Consider the following 21,578-nt stretch of genomic DNA (forward strand, 5'->3'; position numbering starts at 1 on the left):
ATCGGCGGCGCGGGCGGCATCGGCGGCGACGGCGGCGGCGCGGGCGGCGACGGCGGCGCAGGCGGCGACGCGGGCGGCTCCGGCGGCGCAGGCGGCGACGCGGAAACCAGCGGCACGGGAGCAGGCACGCCCGGAGAGGACGGCGGCTGCGCCTGCCGGACAACCTCATCCGCAGATGATTCCTTACCTGCCGCGCCATGGGCCGTGCTCATCAGCCTTGCGCTCGCGAGCTTGCGCAGACGACGGAGCTCTCGGGCGGCCTGACGACACAGCCTGAAACCCCTCCTCATCCCTTGGAAGGCCCTGGTCACTCGTGGCGCTCAGGGCCTTCTGCGTATCCCTCCGCCGTCTCGACGCCAGACACCTCGCGTCCCCTCTCGGCCAGGCGGAGCCCGGCCGATTCACCCCCGAGGCGAGCTCGCTTCGCGATCTCGCAGAGCGCCGAACGGTTCGGCGCTCTAGCACGCTCGACCGTAAGGCCCTGCCTCGATGCCCTGACGAGCAGCGCACGCGCCACGTACTCGCGCACGTCCACGCTCGGGACGGTTGCTCTCGGGGGCGGGGCTGGAGTAAGGCTCGTGGGCATGGAGCCGCTCTCCGGACAGGACGATCTGCCGCCGCGCGTGGAGGCCTCGGCCGCACAGGCCGGGCATCGGCCCACGGAGATCAACGCCCTGCTCGGGCGGGGCACCCGCTTCGAGGGCAAGCTCTACTTCGAGGGCCGCGTCCGCCTCGACGGCGACTTCCAGGGCGATATCCGCGGCGACGACGTGCTCGTCATCGGCGACGGCGCCCGCGTCTCCGGCGACATCCTCGTCGGCGCCTGCATCGTCACGGGGGGCGAAGTCAACGCGAGCATCCGCGCCCGCACCGCCATCGAGCTCTACGCCCCGTCCAAGGTCACGGGCGCGCTCCACGCGCCGGCCATCTTCATCGATCGCGGCGTCCAGTTCGACGGTACTTGCAAGATGGCCCCCCTCGACGAGGCCGATACGCGCACGAGCAAGGAAGCGGCGCCGCCCCCCTCGACGCCAGCGCCGCCGACCCCCGCCTCCCCGGCGCCGCCGGCAGGGCGGGAGTGAACGAACTGTCACGCCCCCGCAGGATCCTCGCGCCGGAGATCGTCGCGATCCTCTGAAATCCTGCGGTCTTCGTGGGTCGTTCCGATCTTCCGGCGTGGCCGGCATGCCTCGTGCACTTCGGGAGGACGACGACGATGACGAATCCACGTTGTCGTTTTCCGGAGACACCCATGATGCTTCGCCTGCGCCATCTCGCCTTCGCGTTGCTCACGACCCTGACCACCCTCGGCGCCGCGCCGAACCTCGCGCGCGCGGGCGACGAAGAAGCCGCGCGGCTCGAGGCCCGCGGCAAGGCGCAGCGATACACGCAAAAGACGACGGATCCGGCGAGCTCGATCGACACGGGCGGCGCGGCGATCCTGGTGCACGCGCCGATCGACGAGGTGCGGCGGATCGTCACGGATTACCGGCACTACGAGAAGGTCATCAAGCCCTTCAAGCAGAGCAAGCTGCTCTCGCGCACGAAGGGCGTGAGCGAGGTGTACCTGGAGGTGCCGATCCTGCACGGCGCCGCGACGGTCTGGGTCGTCACGAAGATCGGACAGCCTGTCAAAGACGGGAACGAGGAGCGCATCACCGCGAAGATGGAGCGCGGCAACGTGGACGATTTCCGCGCCACGTGGAGGCTGCGCGCGGTGGACGGGGAGCGGACGATCGTGAAACTCGAGATCCTCGTCGACCCGAAGATGCCCGTGCCCTCGTCGGTGGTGACGCCGGAGCTCTGCACGGCCGCGGACAAGGCCGTCACGGGGGTGCGTGATCAGGCCGAAAAGAACCACGCGGCGGCCTCGGTCGCGCGCGCCGAGAAGCAGAGCGTCTCCGCCGAGGGCATCTGATCACGAGGCGCGCGCCGCGCCGAGCGCCGCGGCGAGCTTCGACATGAGGCGGGGGTCGTCGACCAGCCGCTGCGCCCACACGCGTCCGAGGCGCGCCTGATCCGAAGGCTCGAGCCCGAGCTCGGCGAGGACCTCCGCCGTCGTCCCGCGCTCGGCGGCGACCTGGAGCCGCGCATGCTCGGCGAGCCCGACAGGCAAGCCGAGCCGCTCCTGCGTGGCGTGGTAGGCGGCGTCGTAGGCAAGGAGCAACCGACGTTCTCCCTGCGTGGCTTCCTCGGCCATCGCGTCGGCCCAGTGCTGCTCCACGGTGACCCACGACGCGCTGGAGAGAGCGTTCAGCGCGAGGAGCGCGTCGCGACCGTCGGGACGATGGCGCAGCTCGGCGGCGATCGCGGCGCAGCGCTCGATGGGGATCGCGGCGGGATCGAAGGGAGCGGGGGAGCTCGACGGCGGAGGATCGGCGGAAGCGGCTGCGGGCGCGGGTGCGGGCGCCGCGGGTGCGGACACGCGCGGGGGCGTGGCGACCTTTCCTCCCTGCACCGGTCCCGGACGCGGCGGCGCGGGTCGCGGGGGTCCCGCACTCGGGCCCGCGGGTTTGGCGAGGCGCGGCGCGAGCGGCGCGGGCGGCTTGATCGGCAGCTTGCTCGCCGGCGTCGCAGGCTTGCCAGTCGAAGGCGGCGGCGCAGGCGCGTCCGGGCGCGGCTCGACCCGGCGCCCGATCTCACGCCCCTTCGAAGAAGGCGGCGCCGCGGCCTTCGGCATGTCGAGCGTCGTGTCCTCGGTGAGCGGCTCCGCGATGAGCTTCGGCGATGGCGACGGCAATGACGACACGGGCGGCGGCGGGAGCGGCGGCGCAGCGATCGGATCCGGGGGAGGAGGCCGGAAGGGCAGGGGAGCCGTCGGGCTCGGCAGACCGACCTCGCTCCGATCCGTGGGCATCGGCAACGTGCGCGTGCGCTGACGCTGCGAGGGATCGGTCGGCGCGGGATCCACGAACCTGATCGGCGGGGCCTCCGCCTGCTCCGGGAGCACCATCGTGTCGCCGCTCTTCGGGGCGATGAGCACCGCGTCGTGCCGCATCTCCAGGAGGTTCAAGCCCGCCTCGACGTCCTCCTCCAGCGACTCGCCGAGGCGCAGGAATCGATCGATCCGCTCGGGCCGGATGCGCTTGCCCTCCGGATGCGCGGCGACCACGATCTTCCCCACGTCGGCCTCGGCGCCGCTCTTCAGATCGGCGAGCCCGCGGAACGTGAGGACCATCGTCTTCTGCTCGGCGTCGATGCAGAGCGTGTCGCAGCGGAGCGCGATCTCCGTCACGCGCCCGCCCTTCGGATCGACGCGGAAGGCGTGGGGGCGGCGCTGCGGCAGGCGTGTCTCGATCCGGCCGGGCATCGGCAGGATGCGGTCCATGCCGATCGAAGCGGCGATGCGGAGGAGGTCGATCCGCTGCTCGCGCGGCGCGCACTGGAAGAAGGCGAACTCGAAGCCCTCGGGCGGCGGGCCGGCGGCGAGCGCCTCGCCGGCGAGCACCCCCTGCGCCCAGGCATACGCCTCGTCGCCGAGGAGGAGCCTGCGCGAAGGCGCTTGCGACGACATCGGGCCGCCGGCCGGGAGGATGGCGCCTTCGACGGCGATACGCGCCTCGGGGTCGGTCGCGCCGAGGACGAGGACGTCCACGCGAGGTTTGAGCGGCGAGAGATCCTCGGCGCCGCCCTCGGCGAGCGTCGTCACGGGCACCTGTGTCTCCGCGACGGTGGCCTCGCCGCCGGGCACGATGGCGAACGTCGCCTTGACGATCACCGTGAGCGAATAAGCGCCCGGCGCAGCCTGCCAGATCAAGGCGCCGGCGCGAAAGGGGCAGAGAGAAAGGACCTCCACGCGGCGCGCAGTGTACGAAGAGCGCGCGGAATCGGCGAGCGCTTCTTCGTGGGTCCCCGTCAACGTTCCTTCCGCCGGGCCCTGTGCCGAAGGCCCGGGGGGCGCCGTCGGGGCGGGCGGCGGAGAGCTTGCCAGACGCGCTCGGGCAGCTCCCGGGCCGCCTCGTCGAGGTCGATCTCGGGGGCGCCGGCGAGCCAGCGCCGGGCCGTCTCCGCGACCGGGCCGATGACGAGCATCTCGATCAAGGGCTCGGGCAGGGCCACGATGCGCCCGGCCTTCACGTGGGGCCGGAGCCACGCGGAGATGGCGGCGATGCGGCCCTGCTTGGAGGCGGCGATGGTGGCCGCGTGGGCAGGCAGGAAGCTCGCATACGCCGAGGCGTGCACGAACCGCGCGGACGCGGGCTGCGCGGCGGTGTGTCGCAGATACGCCCGGACGAGGGCCGCGACGCCGGCGCGGGCGCCGCGTACGCCTTCGAGCGAGGCCACGAGGTCGTCGAGCAGCGCGCCCATGCAGCGCGCATACAGGGCGGCGGCGAGGCCGTCGGCATTGCCGAAATGGTGATATAGACTGCCGAGGCTCACCCCGCTCGCGGCGACGACGGCGTGCACGGTGAAGGCCTCGTGCCCGCCTTTCGCGAATACGTCGAGCGCCGCATCCAGCAAGCGCTTCGTCGTATCCTCGCCGCGCTTCTGCTTCGGCGCCATCAGCCCGCCTCGCCGAGCCCGGAGAGTTTTTCCGCCTGCGACCAGAGCTTTGCTGCGAGCGCCTCGTTTCGCGCGACGGGGAGAAGCTCCGTCTCCACGTCGAGGTGGTAATACTTGCCCGTCACGCCTTCGAGCGCCGGATCGAGCGCGAGCTTCACGACGGATCGCGCGCCCTCCTCGGGGGATTTCCAGAGCCGCTTCACCACGCGCAAGAGTCCGCCGAGCAGCCCCTTCCGATCCCCGAGCCCCGTGCGAATGACGCCCGGATGCAACGCGAGGATCGTCGGCCCGCGCTCTTTCCACCGCGCCGCGAACCGCGGGACGAGCAGCAGGTTGCAGAGCTTCGTCGTGGGATAGGTGCCGAGCGGATGAAAGTCTTCGCCGGTGGGCGTTTTTCCGAGGTCGGGACGACCCTTCACGTAAAGGCCCGCGCTCACCTGCACGACGCGGCTCCGGCTCTCGACGAGGCGCGCCTCGAGGAGGTGATTGAGCATGAAGGGCGCGAGGTGGTTCACCACGAAGGCCATCTCGAGCCCATCCTCGTTGAGGATCCGCTCGTCCGGCCAGAGCCCCGCGTTATGGATCAACACGTCGATACGCGGGCAGGACGCGAGGATCGTCTCCGCCGTTTGTCGAATGCCCCGTTTCGTGGAGAGGTCGCCACAGGCGAGCGAGACCTCGCCGGTCCCCGCGCCGCCGAGCTCGTCGCGCGCTCGTTCCCCGCGCTCCCGGTCCCGCGCATGCAGCACCACGCGGCACCCACGCGCGAGGAGCCCCCGCGCCACGGCTTGCCCGATGCCACGGTTTCCCCCTGTGACGACGACGGTCTTCATGCGCCGAGCGTACCCCGGAACTGGAACAACATTCTAGAACATTGTTCCAGTCTGCCTTCGCCCGGAGGGTGGTCGTGGTGCGAGAGGTCGACGCGTATCTCCCGTGCGGGATCCTCGAAGATGGGTTCATTCGTGCGGCATGCGAAAATTGCAGGTTCGAGGCTTGCCGATTCCGGGTGGCGTGGTTGGGCCGCGCGAGCTACGGCCCCCGCATAACTACGATCACCGCGCAGAACGTCCACAAGATCGCGGCCGCATTCGAGAAAAAGAGCCCCAGCCACTCGCTGCTCATCGACCTCGTCGTCGCGGATCGCTTCGCCGAGGCGCGGATCGTCGCGGACGCGGGTATCCACCTCGACCGGGAAGAGAGCAGCTACCACGGCGGGCCCTTGTACGAAGCCCTCCGCTTCGCGGCGCCGAGCCGGGACATCGACCCGCAGAGCCGAAAGGATCTGCGCGCGCTCATCGACAGGCTCTTCGAGCTCCGTGTTCCCTTGGCCCAAGGGAACGCGAACAGCTTCTTCGTGCACTGGGAGCCCGAGGACGAGGCCGCGGCGGTCGATCTCGCCCGGGACCTCGTCGCGCGCGCCTCAGCCTCGTTCCGCTTCGGCAAAGGCATCCCCGGCAACGTCGGCGATGGCGGCACCTTCCTGCACGCGGCGGCGGCGCACTTCCCGCTCGTGATCGAAGACCTGCTGCGCGCGGGCGTCGATCCGACCGTCGAGAGCTGGGACGGGACGGCGGCTCATGTCGTGGTCAAGCGCCTGCATCACGGCGGGGACCGGCTCGTCGCCTGCCTGCGTCCGCTCCTGGCGACCCGCAAGCCCGACGCCGACCTGCTCGGGACGCTGCTCGATCAAATCGTCACGCCCGAGGTGGGCGAGGGCGCGGCCGAGCAAGCCAAGGGAGTCGAGGAGATGCTGCCCGGGATCCTCGCGGCCTGCGCGCTGCTCGTCGAAGCCGGCGAGCGCGTCGACGCTCCCGACGCCCAGGGCCGCCTCCCCGTCGACCGCTTCCTCATCGCCATGCGGCAATCGGGGTTCGCGCTCGCCCCCGGCTGGGAAGAGCACGTCGACGAAGACGGTCTCGAGGACGAGATTTATTTCGAGAAGTTGAGCTTCATGGGATCAGCGTCGGCGCAGACGTACGCCCGCGAGGTCGTGCGTTTCCTCGTCGAGCGCGGCGGCGCGAGCCCGCGCATGCTCTCCCTGGCAGCCACGGCCCACCTGCCCTTTGCATTGGCCTTCATGCTCGAGCACACGAAGGCCGACGCGACCGCGCCGGTGAACGCGGACGGCGACACCTTGCTGCATGCAGCGCTCACGCCGGCTGAGAATCGGCCCTTCTTCAGCAGCCCGATGACGGCGCGCACGCTGAAGCTCCTCGTCGATCGCGGCTGCTCCCCGGAGCAGAAGAACGCAGCGGGCAAGAGCGCCATCGACCTGTACGCCGGCGGGAAGAAGGGCATCCCCGCCGCGCGCCGCCCGCCGATCGAGCGCGCCTTGGGCATCGGCAAGGGCGCGAAGAAAGCGCCTGCGGCGAAGGCCGCGAAGCCGGCGACGAAGAAGAATGCCGAGGGGGAGAAGAAGGCCGCGAACAAAGGCTGAAGATCAGGCCGCCGCCAGGGCGCGCAGGACGACGCCGTTCAGAGCAGGAGCCCGATCACGCCCGCGAGGATCAAGGCCCCCGCCCAGACGCGATCGAGGTCGAACCACGCGCGCCGGAGCATCGCGAGCCCGACCTTGTAGTAGACGATCAGGGCCACGATCGCCGAGACCGCCAGCATCGCCAGGGTATGCAGCGAGATCGCGGCCAGGTATCCGCCGGGGCTCGACAGCGAGATCCCCGCGGCGTCGTGGCACGACGGGCCGTGGCAAGGCGCCGGGTTGTCCTCGCCGAGCACGAAGACGGGCAGGAGCATGAGCCCCGCGCCGTGCGCCGTGGCCATCAGGAACGACCACACCACGAGGTCACGCGCGCTCACGCGCATGCCCACCCAGCGCGGGTGCCGCGGGCGCACGAGCTTGAAGATGCCGAACGCCACGAGCACCCCGCCGGTGATCCACGGCAAGATGCCCGTCGGAATGCTCGCCTTGCCCGCCGCGAGCAGCCCCACCGCGAGCCCCACGCTCGCGGCGTGGCCGATCGCGATGGGGACGAGCGCGCGCAGCACCGCTTTTCCGCTCTTCTCTTGCAGCCCGAGCGCCACCGCGAAGAGCCAGCCCATGCCGGGGCTCAAGCCGTGGTAGGCGCCGAGGGCCGCGAGCGTGATCCAGGGCCAGATGCTGGTCACGGGTAGCAGAACGAATCCGAGGAAGCGTCGCCGCCTTCGAGCCGGACCTGGTGGGCCCGACGCGGCCCGAAGTCCACGAAGAAGTCAGGATCCAGCGAGATCCCGCCGCCTTCCTTGACGTCGACCTTGACCATCCAGCCCTTGAGCCCGTCCGGATAGAACTGCTCGTCCCAGGTCGTGTAGAGGCCGCTCGTGAAATAGATGCGCTTGCCGTCGCGGCTCACCTCGACCATCTGCGGCGCGCCCGTGAGCGGACCGCCCGAGCGCGGGTGCGGCGTGCGCCGCGCGATGCCGCCGATGTGCACCGAGCCCACGTGCTTCGGCTCGTGCGGGTTCGAGACGTCGTACTGCCGGAGCTCGCCCGTGCCCCAGCAGGACACGTAGAGGTACTTGTCGTCGAGCGACAGGTTGATGTCCGTCACGAGCGGCGGAACGGCGCCGAAGCCCTTGAGCAGCGGCGGCAGGAGGTCCGCCGAGGCGGGTTCGGCCGGGATCGTGATCACCTTCTTGATCGCCCAGCGCTCGCCTTCGCGGTACCAGAGCCAGACCGAGGCCGAGAGGTCCGCGACGCTGATGACCACGCCCATGAAACCCCAGGCCTTCGTGGGATCGTGGGCCGGGCGCAATTCGAGGGCCATCTGGTGCTCGTCGCCGATGTCGAGCGCCTGGACGTGCTTGCGGCGCCTGAGATCCCAGACGTGCAGCCGATGGCCGTACTTCTTGCCGAGGAGCAGCTCCGGCACCACGCCGTCCTCGATCATCTTCGGCGTGCCCCACTCGCTCGAAATCAAGGTGTCGTGGCCGAGGTGCCACCAGAAATCGTAGTGCAGGTACTGCGGCCCGCGGTCGATCTCCCAGCGGCCGAGCACGTCGAAGCTCTCGCAGTCGAGGACGAAGATGCCGCCGGGGCCCTCGCCCGCGGGGTTGCCGAGCGCCGAGACGTAGATCCCGTCCGGCCCGCAGTGCAGCGTGTGCGGGCGCGAGTAGCCGGCGCGCGAGGCGATCTCCTCGGCCTCGATCGTGCGGACGAGCTTGGGCCTGCGCGGATCGAGCTTCGTGTCGAAGACGTAGATGCGCGACGAACGCAGGGCCGGCAGCATCAGGTAGCGACGCTCGACGTGGGGGTGCGGCGCGTACGGGCAGAGCGCGGCGCTGCACGCGTTCCAGCCGGAATGATGCAGCTCGTCGCCGAAGTTCGGCACCTCGGCGAGGGCGATGATCTGGCTGTACGTGGGCGACCGCGGGTCGAGGTCGACCGTGGCGAGGCCGTCGCGGAGCGGGTTCGGGCGTCCGAGCACGGCGTTCGCGTCCGGGGCGGCGACGTAGGCGAGCCGCTCGCGCGGCGCGTCCATGGCCATACGCGGCGACGGATAAAACGTGGGATCGGGTCGGAAGGGCATGGCTTCTCCGGGAGACGGCGAGAGGATAAGGCCATGTCGTGCTTTCTTGAAAGACAAATGATGCGCGAAAGGCTGCTTCTCAGGGCGCCTCAGCCGGAAGATGCGGGAAAATGGTTTTACAAACGCGCAGGCGTCTGTATCGCACACCCCCAAAAAACGCTGAAACTCACCGCTCCGCCGCGCGGATCACCATGCCGCCGTTCGCCGCGCGCGTCGCCACCAGGGTCATCCCCTCCCCCGCGACCGGCGCATGAAGCTCACCGAATTCCATGCCCGTCACCACTGTCGCTTCCGCGCCCAGATCCGCCGGCTGCCGGAACAACGTGGCGGGTGATCCGCTCCGCCATTGCACCCATTCGATCCACTTCCCTCGCGCCGTCGGCCGCACGTACGGCCTCGCCGTCTCGATGTCCACGACCGCCACGTCCGCATCCCCCGCCTCGCCCACGTCCCCCGCGATCAGCGTGTACGCGCTGAACTTCGGCTCCGGATGCATCGGCCCCCATTCGAGGTACACCACGCGCCCGTCGGCGCCGAGGAGCGGAAAGGCTTGTTTTCCCGGCCGCGCGCGGCGCGTCGTTCGCCCCGTCCCGCGCTCCATCACCACCACGTCCGAAGCGTCGGTCGCATTCTCGTCGAACCGGCCGTCGGCGTCCTCCGCGAAATCGGCAAACGCGACGTGCGTATTCGAGACATCGGGAAATCGCTGCTGTCCGGGCCCGCTCGCCACCGCCACGACCGAGGCTTTCCCCGGCTCGTAAAGGAAAACATCGGTGTCCCCCGCCTCGTCCGGTGAAAGCCATCCCGTGAACACCACCGCGTCCGCCGCGGCGCGAGGCTCTCCCGCGTGATCAAACGCGCCCGTCACCGTCACCGTCGCGCCTTCCGCGCGCACCCGCACCACGCGCTGCCCCGCCTCCAGGGCTTCCCAGGCCACGACCCCGCCGAACGCCGTGGGCCGCCGCGGCGCCTCCACCGCCTCCGCGAGCCTCTCCTCGCCGCCCCGCGCGAGATCCCGCGCCCGCAGCGATCCATCCGGATGCACGTACACGAGCAGGCAACCCGCCACGGCGTGCGGCGCATATCCCAGCGCGTACCCGTCTTCCCCCGAGCCGTCCGTCGCCGCGACCTCGATCCCCTCCGCCGCCGTCGCCGCGCAGCCGAGCGGCGCCGTTTCATCGGACGAACCCTCCGCCTCCGCGCCGCAACCCGCGAGAAAGACCGCCCCGAAGAGCCCCACCCATGTCCGCATTGCATTCCTACTCATCACGCCCACCACCTAACTGATTTTTTTCCGCGAAGCGGCCGCCTCGCGCATCCCGAGCCGCACCATTCGTTTCTTGAGCCCCTGCCTCGACAAACCCAAGAGCGATGCCGCCTGGCTGATGTTGCCGCCCGTCTCCGCGAGCGCCCGCCGGATCGGCGCGCGCTCGTCCACCTCGGGGATCGCCGCGCCCCGCCCCCGGATCGCCCGCGGCAGGTGCGCCCGCTCGATCCGCGACGTGCCGAGCATGCCGAGCCGCTCCATCACGTTGCGCAGCTCGCGCACGTTGCCGGGCCAGGAATGCGCCGACAGCGCGGCGAGCGCGTCCTCGGCGAATGTGGCACCCGGGAGGAAGGCGCGGCAGAGGAGCGGCACGTCCTCGGCACGCTCGCGCAACGGCGGGACGCGGATCGTGATCGCGTTCAATCGATAAAAGAGGTCCTGCCGGAACGTCCCGTCGGCCACCGCCTTTTCGAGGTCGCGGTTCGTCGCGGCCACGATCCGCACGTCGAAGGCGCGCTCCTCGTCGCTGCCGATCGGCCGGAACCGCCGCGCTTCGAGCGCCCGCAAGAGCGAGGCCTGGCGGAGGAGCGAGAGCTCGCCGATCTCGTCGAGCAAGAGCGTCCCGCCGTTCGCCTGCGCAAGGAGCCCCGTCCGGGCGCGCTCCGCGCCCGTGAAGGCGCCACGCGCGTGCCCGAAGAGCTCCGCCTCGAAGAGCGTGTCCGGGATCCCGCCGCAGTTCATCGCGACGAACGGGCCCCGCGCCCGCGGCCCGAGGTCGTGCAGCGCCCGCGCGAAGAGCTCCTTCCCCACGCCGGTCTCGCCGACGACGAGGACCGGCAAATCACTCGGCAACGCCGCTTCGAGCCGCCCGAGCGCGCGCGTGAGCGCCGGGGAATCGCCCACGATCCCCGGGAAGCTGCGGCGAGGGCCGGAGACCGGAATCAACGTCGTCGCCCCCGGCGGATCCACCACCGATTGCCCTGCCAATCCCGGATCTTTCCGGGCCGCCGGGCGCGGGGCGTGCGTCTCTTCCTCCGGCTCGGTAGCGACCGAGAGCCGAAAGACGAGCGCCGCGAGAATGCCCCATCGACGTGCCTCCGCGGCCGTCACGCGATCGAATGCGCCGGGCTGGAAGCGATGTTCGACCACGACGATCGGGCTGCCCTGCGGTCCCTCCGGTCCCACGACGACGAGCCGCGCGCCTCGACCGCCCGCCGTGGGTATGTCCCGCTGATACAATGGCTCCGCGCTGCCGAGCGCCTCCCGCACGAGGCCCGCGTCGAGCCGCTGCCCGGCCTCCGCGAGGGCGAGCCCGTCCAGATCCGCGCCGTAGACCGCGCCGATCCGCGACGCCCCGCAGGCGAGCGCCACGAACGCTCGCTCCGCGCCCGCGCGCGTCACGATGCGCCGCGCGAGGTCGAGGCCGAGCTCCTCGGGAGTCGCGCGCGCCGCGCCGGCGAGAAACTCCCAGAGCGATTCCTCCCCCGCCTCCTCCGCCGCCATGCTCGGAGCATATCGAACCGGCCGCCGCGCCGCGAGCGCGCGCGAAAGGGCCTCCCGCGCTTCGGCCTCACCCTCCGCGAGCCGCGCCTGCCGCGCGCGCCGGAGCGCCCCGATCGCGATTCGCCCCGCGCGCCGCGGCTCCGCCGGCAATGTCGCGAGCCGCGCTTCCACCTCCGCGAGCCGCGCCCGCACATCGACGAGCGCGTCCCGCGCCCGCGCCTCGGCCGAGAGCTCACCGAGCGCCGCGAGCGCGCCCGCGCCGTCGCCCGCCCGCGCCCGGATCCGCGCGCGCAGGATCGAGAGATCGGCCCGCACCACCGCGGGCAGCGATGCCCCGAGCGCCCACGCCTCCGCGACGAACGGCGCCGCCGCCGCGAAATGGCCCCGACGAACCTCGAGCTCCGCCCGCGTGAAGAGGCACCAGCCGAGCCCCGCCTCCTGGCCGAGGGATCGCGAGAGCAGAGTCGCCTCGGTGAGCGCCGCCTCCGCCTCGGCATGACGCCCCGCGCGCCCGAGCGCCATGCCGAGGTTCATCAGGCACGAGCGCATCCCCGCGCGATCCCCGAGGCGCCGCTTCTCGCCGAGCGCCCGCGAGAACGTCTCGATCGCCTGATCCGGCCGATTCCGATACAGCGCCACGACGCCCGCGTTGTGGTGGATCCGCGCGAGCTCCTCGGGATCGTCCGAGCCCCGCTCGCCGAGGAGCGCCTGCGCGCGGGCGAGGTGTTCGGCCGCATCCGCGGAATCGGCGGAGAACAGGGCCACGAGGCCGAGCGTGCCGTGGGCAAACGCCTCGGCCTGCCGATCGTGCATGCGCCGCGCCGCCGTGAGCGCCTCCTCGGCGAGCGCGCGCGCCTCCGGCGCCTCGCCGGCGCGGGCCTTTTGCTCGGCGCGCCGTCGCAACGAAAGAGGGCGCAAGCTCGCATCTTGCAACGCCGCCTCGTCGAGCCAGCGGAGCACCTCGGGGTGCGCTCCGGGCAAACCCGCGTCGCGGACCAGCCGCTCGAGGCGGCAAAGCGAGCCCCGCGTGCGCTCTGCCGGGTCCTGCAAAAGGAGCAGGAGCGCGTCGATTTCGAGCGAAAGGAGCCCGCTCTCCCGCGCCGCCCGCGCCGCCCGCGCGAGGAGCTCCTGCCGCCGCGCGGGCAGGGGCGCCGCTTTCGCCACGGAGAGCAGCGCCGCGGCGTCGGCATCGGGTTCGCCTAGCCAAACCTCGGCCACGAGGTCCACGAGCTCCGGCGTGGCGAGCGCCGCCGCGAGATCGGGCCCGAGCTCGGGCGAGGAGAGCACGTACCGCACGTCTCCGGACGCCCGACGCCCGATCAAGGACGCGGACAGGAGCTCCGCGAGGAGCGACGCCCCTTCGCCCCCGAGGCGCCGCGTGATCGCATGACAAACCCCCTCGGGCATGGCCCCGCCCGACAGCGCGATCGCCGCGAGCACGCCCCGCGCCCTCACAGGCAAACCGGAGGCCCGCCCGAGCGCCGTATCCCGTTCGAGCGGCACCCGCCCGAGCGACGCGAGGAGCCACCCGGGCAAACCCTCCGAGGCCGCCCGCGCGCGTTCGATCGCCGCCGCATCGGACAAACCGAGGGAATGACAAAGCGCGACGAACGCCTCCCCTGCGAGCGGCTCGATCCGCAGCACGTCCGCGCCCGGAGGCGCGGCGCGCGCCGTCACCACCACGTCGAGCCCCGGCGCCCGCGCTCCGCGGCAACGATACACGTCGAGGGCCGCGGCGAGCTCCGGCGGCCCCGCTTCGAGTCCGTCGATCAAGAGCAGCGCCGTCCCGCCCTCCGCCGCGGGCCCGAGCGGCGGCGTCGGTTCCATTCCGCGGAAAAAACCGATCAGGCGCGGCACGATCGAGCCCGTCTCCGCAGGGAGCGAGACGAGCCGCGCGGCCCGACCCGCGCATAACGTACGCGTCGAGAGCTCCCGTGCGAGGTGGCTTTTTCCCGCGCCGCTCGGCCCCACGACATAACGAACGGGCGACGCGGACGGAGCAGAAAGCGCGGCGATTTCCGCCTCCCGCCCGACAGGCATTGGCGGCGCCCCGAGCCGCTCGCCCGCCCGTATCGCCGAGGCCCCGAGGAACGACAGAACCCGACGTGTATCCTCGGGCCGATCGAGCGGGTGCGCCTCCACGAGCGCCTCGAGGATCTCGGCGAGCGTCGGCCGGAGCCACGGGCACGACGCCGAGAGCCTCTTTTTCGTATTTCCCGGCGGCGGAGGCGCGCCCGTCGCCGCGGCCCAGGCGAGCGCGCCGAGGCCATACAGATCCGAACGAATCGTCGGCGCCGCGCCCACCAGCACCTCCGGCGCCGCATACCCGGGCGAGGCCGCGATCGTTCGTCCCGGCGCACGCGCCCGGAAAAACACCGCCGCGCCGAGGTCGAGCAGGACGGGCCGCACCCCGCGCGCCTCGGGCCGCATGCGCACGTGCGCCGGCTTGAGATCACCGTGCAAGAAACCCGCGTCGTGCAGCGCCGCGAGCGAGGCCGCGACCCCCGCGCAGAGGTCCGAGAGCCGTCGATTGCGATCCGCGTCGTCCGTCGCACCGCGCAACCACGCCACCGCGTCGAGCCCAGGGACAAAGTCCTCCACGAGAAAAGGCGCTCCGGTCCGCTCGTCGTGGCCGAGGTCGTGCGCCCGCACGACGCCGGGCAGCCGGAGCCGCGACAGCAACGCGAACTCGCCCAGCAAGGTCGAAGGCTCGAACGCGCCCGGCCGGAACACCTTCGCCGTGAGCGCGCGGCCCGGCTCCTCCCGATCCACCACGCGCAGCACGATCCCTTGCGCGCCGCGCCCGAGCGGCTCGCCGGCGGCATATCGGGCATGCACGAGAAGCGCGTCTCGATCGCGGCGTCCCATGGCGTCCGAGTCTATCCGCTCATTCGCCCACCGTGGCGCGCGTCTCGGCCGAGGTCACCGCTGCGAGGAACGGCTCGCCCCAGGAAGGCTGGCCGAGCAGGCCGAGGGCGCGGCGCAAGCGCGGCTCGGCGAACCGGCCGAGCTCCTGGAAATGAGCCTTCGCCGTGGCCTCGGTCGCCGGATCCGCGAGCCCCTTCGCCGCGGCGACGTCGCCCTCCTCGAGGTCGGGCGTGATCACCTCGACGCGGATCATCATGACGCGGGTCACGCTGTCCGGCGCGGGGTCGACGGAGAGCGGCAAGGTCGCGTCGGTCCACGTCTGGGGCGCGAGGTAAAACACGCGCAGGCCCGGGGTGCGGAACCATTGCCGCTTCCAGGTGGCCACCATGGCGAGGGATTCGTCGTGGTAGAGCCCCGCGCCGTCGAGCGCGCTCGTCACGGCCTCGCCGAGCGCCTCGGCGAACGCGTCGAGCGGCGCGGCCGCGGCGAGCGTCGGGGCTTCGAGGTCCACGGTTTGGCCGGGCGAAACGCCCGTGGGGACGACGGAAAACGCGCCGCCCGCGGGGCCGACGTTCACCATGAAGAGCGCCCCGAGCGCGTCGGGCAGGGTGTTCTCGACGCGGACCGCGCCGGCGGCCGCGGTCACGCGCGCGGGCGGCGTGAGGTTGCCGAGGCCTCGATAAAAGAGAAAACGCTCGGCCTCGGGCGCGCCGCTCGCCGTCGGCACGGCCGTCACGCGCACCGCATTCGCGTCGACGGCGCGCGCGTGGCTCCACGTGAACGCGTCGAGCGAGGCCTCGGGCAGCGGGACGTCCTCGCCGCGCGGCAAGATCTCCACCTCGCCCCAGTCGAGCAGCCCCTGCCCCACGGCGCCGTATTTCTCCTGGCAGGTCGGCCCATTCCAGGGAAACGCCGGGTCGAGCACCGGATCGGCGCCAGAGGCGAGCCCCGGCGCCGCGTTCGCCTCTGCCACCCACGGGTAAAAGCTCGCCACCGCGGGGTACCATTGCGTGAGCACGCCGCTCGGGAACGCCACCTGCACGCGCGCCTTCATCGGTTTGTCCGAGTAAAAATACGTAACGGGCGTCTCCATTTTCAGGTGCACCGAGGTCGAGCCGGGCAACGTGCCGGCGCGGACGCGGTCGTAGACGAAGCTCGGGAGATCCTCCTCCTCGTGGTGCAATCCGCGCAGAAGCGCGCCGTCCGAGCCGACGACCACGGTATCGGTGCCCCATTCGTGCACGACGAACCCCTTGCCCGCATACGCCGCGGGCTCGTTCGAGGGTTCGGGCACGCTGGGCGGGCTTTCATCCCCGGGCTCGGCGCCTCCGCCGGAGACGATTTCGACCGCGCAGGCGGGGACGAACGCGAGGACGAGGGGGAGCAGGGCGAGACGGGAAATGAAGCACGGAAGGGTCATGGCAAGCCTCCGCGCCCCACCCGAGCAGGGCACGTGCCACCCTGAAATCCTCGGCTTTCCGGGCCATCGCGCGCCGGCCGGTGGGAACCGGTTCCCAGCGCCGATGGTAACCGACCCGCCCTGGTTGCCGGGAGACGTGCGGGCGGCCCCCTCGGGTAACGCCCTACCTCGTCCTTCCCCCCCATTGCCCCGAACCGTCAGGTCAGTTACTCTGGCTTCCTATTCAGGTTTCCACGGACCAGGGCCATGCGTGTAAAGCCGGTCCCCCCGAGCGTGGGGGACGCTCTGCAAGATTGCGAGGTGGAGCTCGCCCGTCGCCCGTCCAGGCCGCCTGATCATGCCGCCGAGAACCACGCTCTCGTCGAGCTCGCCAAGGCGCTGACCGGCGAACCCGAGGCCATTCTCCCGAAGCTCGCCGAGCTCGCCCTTTCGCTCTGCCAGGCCGACTCGGCCGGCGTCAGCGTCATCGAGAGAGTAGGCGACCAGGAAATCTTCCGCTGGCGAGCCATTGCAGGGGCGCACGCGCACTACCTCGGCGGGGTGATGCACAGGTTCGAGAGCCCCTGCGGCATCGTCGTCGCCCGCGACGCCGCGTTGCTCGTCCGCGACCCCGCCCGCCACATCGTGGGCGGCACCGAGTTCGATCCGGCGATCGTCGAGGCATTGACCGTCCCTTTCCACGACTGCGACAAACCCATCGGCACGGTCTGGGCCCTCACCTGCGACGAGCATCGGAAGTTCGACCGGGAAGACGCCCGGATCCTCACGAGCCTGTCGCGCTTCGCCGCCAGCGCCACGAAGGCCCTCGCCCTGGCCGAGGAGCGAAGGAAGGCGAGCGAGGCGCTCCGCGCGAGCGAAGGCCGGCATCGGTTCCTCGCGGAGCTCGCCGCCGCCACGCAGCCGCTCACCGAGCCCGACGAGATCATGGCCACGACGGCACACCTGCTCGCCGAGCACCTCGACGTCGACCGCTGCGTTTATGCCGAGATCGAGGACGAACGTGTCTTCGTCGTCACGGGTGACCACACGCGCGGCGTCCCGAGCATGGTCGGGCGGTGGCCGGCGGCCCGCTTCGGGCTCGAATTCGAGCGGTTCATGCGGGCGAACCAGGCGTACGTGACGGAGGACGTGGACCAGGACCCGCGGACCGGGAGCGACCTTTCGGCCTATCGGGCGTCCCGGATCCAGGCCGGCATCTGCGTCCCGCTGCACAAGGCCGGCAAGTTCATCGCAGCCATGGCCGTCAACCAGGCGACGCCGCGGCGCTGGACGTCCGAGGAGGTCGCGCTCGTGCAGACCGTCGTGGGCCGGTGCTGGGAGGCCCTCGAGCGCGCCCGGACGGCCCGCAGCCTGCACGAGCGAGACGAACGGCTCGGATTCGCGGTCGAGCTCGCCGGGATCGGCTTCTGGCATTGCGACCTGCCGTTCGACGAGCTCATCTGGGACGAGCGGGTGAAAGAGCACTTCTGGCTCCCGCCCGACGCCCGCGTGACGATCGACACGTTCTACGAGCGTCTTCACCCGGACGACCGGGAGCGGACGCGGCAGTCGATCGAGGCGTCGATCCGCGATAGGGTGCCGTACGACCTCGATTACCGGACGGTCGATCCGAAGACCGGGGCCATCAAATGGATCCGCGCGCTCGGCGGGACGGTGTACGGGCCGGACGGGATGGCCCAGCGCTTCGACGGGGTGACGGTCGACGCCACGGTCCGCAAGCTCCACGAAGAGCGGCTCGCGCGGCTGCTCGAACGCGAGCGCGAGCAGGCCCGGCTGCTCGAACAGGTGGCCGACGCGGCGCTCACGATTCACGCGTCCGCGTCGCTGGACAGCGTGCTCCGGGTGATCACGGAGGAGGCGCGGCGCATCATCGGCGCGCACCAGTCGGTCACGAGCCTGACGCTCGGCAACGACTGGTCCCAGGCGATCAGCGCCCCGTCCCTGTCGACGAAGTACGAGGCATTTCGCAATTACCAGGGGGCGCCCACGGGCAAGGGCATCTACGCGCTCGTTTGCCAGACGAACCGTCCGATGCGCCTCACGCAGGCCGAGCTCGTGTCCCATCCGGCATGGCAAAACTTCGGCGACGAGGGGGACAAACACCCACCGATGCGAGGCTGGCTGGCGGCGCCGTTCATCGGGCGGAGCGGGAAAAACCTCGGGCTCATCCAGCTCTCCGACAAGTACGAGGGCGAATTCACGGAGCAGGACGAGGCGATCCTGGTCCAGCTCGCGCACATCGCGTCCGTGGCGATCGAGAACGCGCGGCTCTACGACGAATTGCGCGATCAGGATCGGCGCAAAGACGAGTTTCTGGCGACGCTCGCGCACGAGCTCCGGAACCCGCTCGCCCCGATCCGGACGGGCCTGACGCTCCTGCAAATGGCCCGCGACGAGGCGCAGGCGCGGCGCATTCGCGAGATGATGGAGCGGCAGGTCGGACACATGGTGCGGATGGTGGACGATCTGCTCGACGTCTCGCGCATCACGCGGGGGAAGGTGGAGCTGCGCAAGGAGCGGGTGGAGCTCGGGGCGGTGCTGGAGAGCGCGCTCGAGACGAGCCGCCCGCTCATCGAGGCGGCCGGGCACGTGTTATCGGTGTCGCTGCCGACCGAGCCGCTGTTTCTCTCGGCCGACCCGACGCGGCTCTCGCAGATCCTGGCGAACCTGCTCAACAACGCGGCGAAATACACGCCGGCGGGGGGCCGGATCCACGTCGCGGCGGCGCGGGAAGGCGCGCACGTGGTCGTGCGCGTGGAGGACACGGGCGTGGGCATTCCGGCAGAAATGCTGCCGAAGGTGTTCGACATGTTCACGCAGGTCGGCCGCTCGATCGAGCGAGCGCAGGGGGGCCTGGGCATCGGTTTGACCCTGGTGCGGCGGCTCGTGGAGCTCCATGGGGGGACCGTGGAAGCCGCAAGCGATGGTCCGTCCCGAGGTTCGATCTTCACGGTGCGCCTGCCCCTCGGAGCTGCCGAGGAAGCAAAAGCGGTGGGCCCGAGCGGGGACGCGCCGGCCAAAGGCGCGGTCAGCAGCCTGAAGGTGCTGGTGGTCGACGACAACGTCGACGGCGCGGAGAGCCTGGCGGAGCTGCTCCAATTGACGGGACACACGACCGAAGTGGCGCACACGGGCCCATCGGCGCTGGTCGCGGCGCGCGCATTCGAACCGGACGTGGTGTTCCTGGACATCGGTTTGCCGGGAATGACGGGCTACGAGGTGGCGCAGCGGCTGCGGGCCGAGGACGAGCTCGGTCGGGTGGTGCTGGTGGCGCTGACGGGCTGGGGGACGGAGGAAGACCGGCGGCAAGCGCGCGAGGCGGGATTCGATTACCACCTGACGAAGCCGGTGGACCTCCAGGAGGTGCAGCGAATCGTGGACGCGGTGGCGGCGAGGATGAAGCGGGTCGCCTGACGCGGCGTCACGGGTCGTCGCGCATCCCGAGCTCGCGCCGGCGCGCGTCGATCCAGGCGCGCGCCTCCGCCTCGGCGCTGAAAAAGACGAGCGGAGGGACCTTCGGTTGAAGCAGCGACGTGGCCTTGTCGACGAGCCTCACGAGCACGCGTTGCTTGAAGCTCCCATTGAAGAGCACCATGCCCTTGTTTTCGCGTCGCACCGGCGTGGTCGCGGCGCGCGTGCGCGCTCCGGGTAAGACGGCGCCGAGCCGCCCGATGTCGATGAGCCAGAACACGTGCGCGAGCCCGCGCTCGTCGCAGAGCCGCGCGAATGCGTCGAAAAATGCGGCCACGTCGTCCTCGGCGAGATCCCCCCCGAGGCGGATGAACACGATGCCCGCATCCTCGCACCGATACGTGTGGCCACCGGTGCGGTACCAACCCTCGGAGCCGAGAGCATTCGTCGGGAGGTCTGGACGCATGGGGCGTGCAGATAACACGATTCGCCCATACCAGGGAAGAGGACGCACCCCGGCCGCGAAGTGATCGCAGGATTCGTCGTGTCGGAGCGCTGCCCCAGGTCGCGTCACCTCGACGGAGATCCTCGGAGGCGATCCGGAAGGGCGCGGCGGTGTCGTTCGATGCGCGCTCGTTTCTCCAGAGCGTGATCCAGCATCCGTTTCACGCGCAACGATTCCAGTAACAACGCAAAATTGCATGCTTCCGGACAAAATTCCGGCGCTCCTCCACACGATCACCTTGACAATTGATAATGGGTTTCATTATCACTTTCATCAAGATCGCGGTTCCCTGTAGGTGAGGGTAGGCAACGCAACAGTTCGCCCACCCGGGCGCCCCTGGAGTCTTTTCGTGGCCGATTCCCCCATGACACGGCAAGAACGCCACCTCGTTTGGCTTCTCGGTGCCATTCAATTCACGCACACCCTCGATTTCATGATCCTGATGCCGCTCGGGCCGGAGCTCATCGGCCAGTTCGGCATTTCGGCGGCGGAGTTCGGGGCCATGGTGTCGGCCTACACGCTCGCCTCCGCCGCCATGGGCCTGCTCGGCGTGCTCTGGCTGGATCGATGGGACCGCAAGCGCGCGCTTTTGCTGCTTTATACGGGCTTCATCGCGGCCACGTTTTCATGCGGCGTCGCGAACGGCCCGACGTGGTTGCTCCTGTCGAGGACCGTGGCAGGCGCCTGCGCGGGCCTGATGAGCGCCGTCGTGATGGCCATTCTCGCCGATCGCGTGCCGGCCGAGCGCCGCGGCCGCGCCATTGGCACGGTGATGTCGTCCTACGGACTTTCGGCCGTGGGCGGCGTGCCGCTGGGCCTCGCGCTCGCCAATCAATGGGGCTGGCGTACCCCCTTCTGGGTCATCAGCGCGCTCGCCGGCGTCCTGTGGCTCCTTTCGTGGCGCATCCTGTCCGCCGTCGATCATCACCTCGAAGGCGCGCGCGAAAAGGGCCCGAACGCCCCCGCCCCGCTCCTCTCGACGCCAGGGCTTCCGCTCGGCTGGGCGCTCACGTTCAGCGTGGTCTTCGCAGGCTTCTTGCTGATTCCCTACCTGAGCACGTTCATGGTGGGCAATCTCGGGCTCCGCCTCTCGGACCTGCCCTGGATCTATCTCTGTGGCGGCGCTGCGACGCTCTTCACGTCGCGCTGGATCGGCGCTCTCGTGGATCGTCACGGTCCGCCACGGTTGCTCGGCATTCTGCTCGTCGCCACCCTGGCGCCGTTTCTCCTTTTCACGCACCTGCCCATCATTCCGAAGGCGGGCGTGGCCGCGCTCTTCGTCCTTTTCATGACCCTGACCTCCGGCCGCGCCATTCCCACGATCGCATTGATCACGTCCCGGGTGCCGCCTGCGCTGCGCGGGCGTTACCTCGCGGTCAACATGGCGGCGAGCGACGGCGCTTCCGGCCTCGCCGCGTGGACGAGCGGTCTTTTCATCACGACGACCCCCGAGGGCGCGCTGGTCGGCTTCGGCCCTATGGGATTCCTCGCGTCGAGCGTGTCGCTCCTCGCGCTTTGTATTCTGTGGGTGCTCGGGCGCAGCGCCGCCCCGCAGCGCGCAGCGCAGACCTGAAA

Annotated in this window: 15 protein-coding genes; 6 read left to right on the forward strand and 9 right to left on the reverse strand. The window is 70.8% G+C overall.

Going from position 1 to position 21,578, the window contains the following annotated elements; all coding sequences use genetic code 11:
* The 3 genes from QHF83_RS27720 to QHF83_RS27730 form a co-directional block, all read left to right on the forward strand.
* On the forward strand, positions 1-264 hold a 264-nt coding region (locus QHF83_RS27720; RefSeq protein WP_282420963.1), incomplete at its 5' end, for an MYXO-CTERM sorting domain-containing protein.
* Positions 265-584: 320 nt separating this feature from the next.
* Positions 585-1,082, forward strand: coding sequence for a polymer-forming cytoskeletal protein (locus QHF83_RS27725; RefSeq protein ID WP_282420964.1), 498 nt, complete (start codon positions 585-587; stop codon positions 1,080-1,082).
* Positions 1,083-1,252: 170 nt separating this feature from the next.
* The gene (locus QHF83_RS27730) at positions 1,253-1,918 is read left to right on the forward strand and encodes an SRPBCC family protein (protein ID WP_282420965.1); all 666 of its coding nucleotides are present in this window, start codon (positions 1,253-1,255) and stop codon (positions 1,916-1,918) included.
* Here QHF83_RS27730 and QHF83_RS27735 read toward each other — a convergent pair whose 3' ends face one another.
* From QHF83_RS27735 to QHF83_RS27745, 3 genes are read right to left on the reverse strand one after another with little or no spacing between them, the layout of a single operon-like run.
* Positions 1,919-3,796 carry a DUF2169 domain-containing protein gene (locus QHF83_RS27735; RefSeq protein WP_282420966.1) on the reverse strand — a complete coding sequence of 626 codons (1,878 nt, stop codon included), beginning with the start codon at positions 3,794-3,796 and terminating at the stop codon, positions 1,919-1,921.
* 59 nt (positions 3,797-3,855) lie between these two features.
* Complete coding sequence (locus tag QHF83_RS27740; protein ID WP_282420967.1) at positions 3,856-4,503, reverse strand: TetR/AcrR family transcriptional regulator; 648 nt, start codon at positions 4,501-4,503, stop codon at positions 3,856-3,858.
* Positions 4,503-5,336, reverse strand: a complete 834-nt coding sequence (locus tag QHF83_RS27745) for an SDR family NAD(P)-dependent oxidoreductase (RefSeq protein ID WP_282420968.1) — start codon at positions 5,334-5,336, stop codon at positions 4,503-4,505. The genes QHF83_RS27740 and QHF83_RS27745 overlap by 1 nt, the downstream gene beginning before the upstream one ends.
* Before the next feature lie 77 nt (positions 5,337-5,413).
* Here QHF83_RS27745 and QHF83_RS27750 point away from each other — a divergent pair, with 77 nt between their 5' ends.
* A complete protein-coding gene (locus QHF83_RS27750) occupies positions 5,414-6,943 on the forward strand; it encodes a hypothetical protein (protein WP_282420969.1) in 1,530 nt (509 codons plus the stop codon).
* A gap of 38 nt (positions 6,944-6,981) precedes the next feature.
* Here the strand turns inward: QHF83_RS27750 and QHF83_RS27755 are convergent, their stop codons facing one another.
* The 5 genes from QHF83_RS27755 to QHF83_RS27775 form a co-directional block, all read right to left on the reverse strand.
* A complete protein-coding gene (locus QHF83_RS27755) occupies positions 6,982-7,629 on the reverse strand; it encodes a hypothetical protein (protein WP_282420970.1) in 648 nt (215 codons plus the stop codon).
* A complete protein-coding gene (locus QHF83_RS27760; protein WP_282420971.1) occupies positions 7,626-9,029 on the reverse strand; it encodes a selenium-binding family protein in 1,404 nt (467 codons plus the stop codon). The genes QHF83_RS27755 and QHF83_RS27760 overlap by 4 nt, the downstream gene beginning before the upstream one ends.
* A 166-nt stretch (positions 9,030-9,195) precedes the next feature.
* On the reverse strand, positions 9,196-10,281 hold the full coding sequence (locus QHF83_RS27765; protein WP_282420972.1) for a hypothetical protein: 1,086 nt from the start codon (positions 10,279-10,281) through the stop codon (positions 9,196-9,198).
* Positions 10,282-10,308: 27 nt separating this feature from the next.
* Positions 10,309-14,667 (reverse strand): sigma 54-interacting transcriptional regulator, encoded by a 4,359-nt coding sequence (locus tag QHF83_RS27770; RefSeq protein ID WP_282420973.1) that lies wholly within the window; start codon positions 14,665-14,667, stop codon positions 10,309-10,311.
* A gap of 19 nt (positions 14,668-14,686) precedes the next feature.
* Positions 14,687-16,087 carry a hypothetical protein gene (locus QHF83_RS27775; protein ID WP_282420974.1) on the reverse strand — a complete coding sequence of 467 codons (1,401 nt, stop codon included), beginning with the start codon at positions 16,085-16,087 and terminating at the stop codon, positions 14,687-14,689.
* A 246-nt stretch (positions 16,088-16,333) separates the two neighbouring features.
* On the opposite strand from QHF83_RS27775, the gene QHF83_RS27780 reads away from it, so the two are divergent.
* Positions 16,334-19,501, forward strand: a complete 3,168-nt coding sequence (locus QHF83_RS27780; RefSeq protein WP_282420975.1) for a GAF domain-containing protein — start codon at positions 16,334-16,336, stop codon at positions 19,499-19,501.
* Positions 19,502-19,508: 7 nt separating this feature from the next.
* On the opposite strand, the gene QHF83_RS27785 is transcribed toward QHF83_RS27780, so the two are convergent.
* Positions 19,509-19,964, reverse strand: a complete 456-nt coding sequence (locus QHF83_RS27785) for an STAS/SEC14 domain-containing protein (RefSeq protein WP_282420976.1) — start codon at positions 19,962-19,964, stop codon at positions 19,509-19,511.
* Positions 19,965-20,367: 403 nt separating this feature from the next.
* Here QHF83_RS27785 and mxcK point away from each other — a divergent pair, with 403 nt between their 5' ends.
* Positions 20,368-21,576 carry a myxochelin export MFS transporter MxcK gene (mxcK, locus tag QHF83_RS27790; RefSeq protein ID WP_282420977.1) on the forward strand — a complete coding sequence of 403 codons (1,209 nt, stop codon included), beginning with the start codon at positions 20,368-20,370 and terminating at the stop codon, positions 21,574-21,576.
* Positions 21,577-21,578: the final 2 nt, after the last annotated feature.

This window comes from Polyangium sp. 15x6 (assembly GCF_029960785.1).
Classification (GTDB): Bacteria; Myxococcota_A; Polyangia; order Polyangiales; family Polyangiaceae; genus Polyangium.

What these genes read in the sequence shown, in the direction of transcription:
- QHF83_RS27725 (WP_282420964.1), top strand. Translation starts at nt 585, where the DNA reads ATGGAGCCGCTCTCCGGACAGGACGATCTGCCGCCGCGCGTGGAGGCC.
- mxcK (WP_282420977.1), top strand. Translation starts at nt 20,368, where the DNA reads ATGACACGGCAAGAACGCCACCTCGTTTGGCTTCTCGGTGCCATTCAA.
- QHF83_RS27730 (WP_282420965.1), top strand. Translation starts at nt 1,253, where the DNA reads ATGATGCTTCGCCTGCGCCATCTCGCCTTCGCGTTGCTCACGACCCTG.
- QHF83_RS27745 (WP_282420968.1), bottom strand. Translation starts at nt 5,336, where the DNA reads ATGAAGACCGTCGTCGTCACAGGGGGAAACCGTGGCATCGGGCAAGCC.
- QHF83_RS27785 (WP_282420976.1), bottom strand. Translation starts at nt 19,964, where the DNA reads ATGCGTCCAGACCTCCCGACGAATGCTCTCGGCTCCGAGGGTTGGTAC.
- QHF83_RS27775 (WP_282420974.1), bottom strand. Translation starts at nt 16,087, where the DNA reads ATGACCCTTCCGTGCTTCATTTCCCGTCTCGCCCTGCTCCCCCTCGTC.
- QHF83_RS27760 (WP_282420971.1), bottom strand. Translation starts at nt 9,029, where the DNA reads ATGCCCTTCCGACCCGATCCCACGTTTTATCCGTCGCCGCGTATGGCC.
- QHF83_RS27740 (WP_282420967.1), bottom strand. Translation starts at nt 4,503, where the DNA reads ATGGCGCCGAAGCAGAAGCGCGGCGAGGATACGACGAAGCGCTTGCTG.
- QHF83_RS27780 (WP_282420975.1), top strand. Translation starts at nt 16,334, where the DNA reads ATGCGTGTAAAGCCGGTCCCCCCGAGCGTGGGGGACGCTCTGCAAGAT.
- QHF83_RS27765 (WP_282420972.1), bottom strand. Translation starts at nt 10,281, where the DNA reads ATGCGGACATGGGTGGGGCTCTTCGGGGCGGTCTTTCTCGCGGGTTGC.
- QHF83_RS27770 (WP_282420973.1), bottom strand. Translation starts at nt 14,667, where the DNA reads ATGGGACGCCGCGATCGAGACGCGCTTCTCGTGCATGCCCGATATGCC.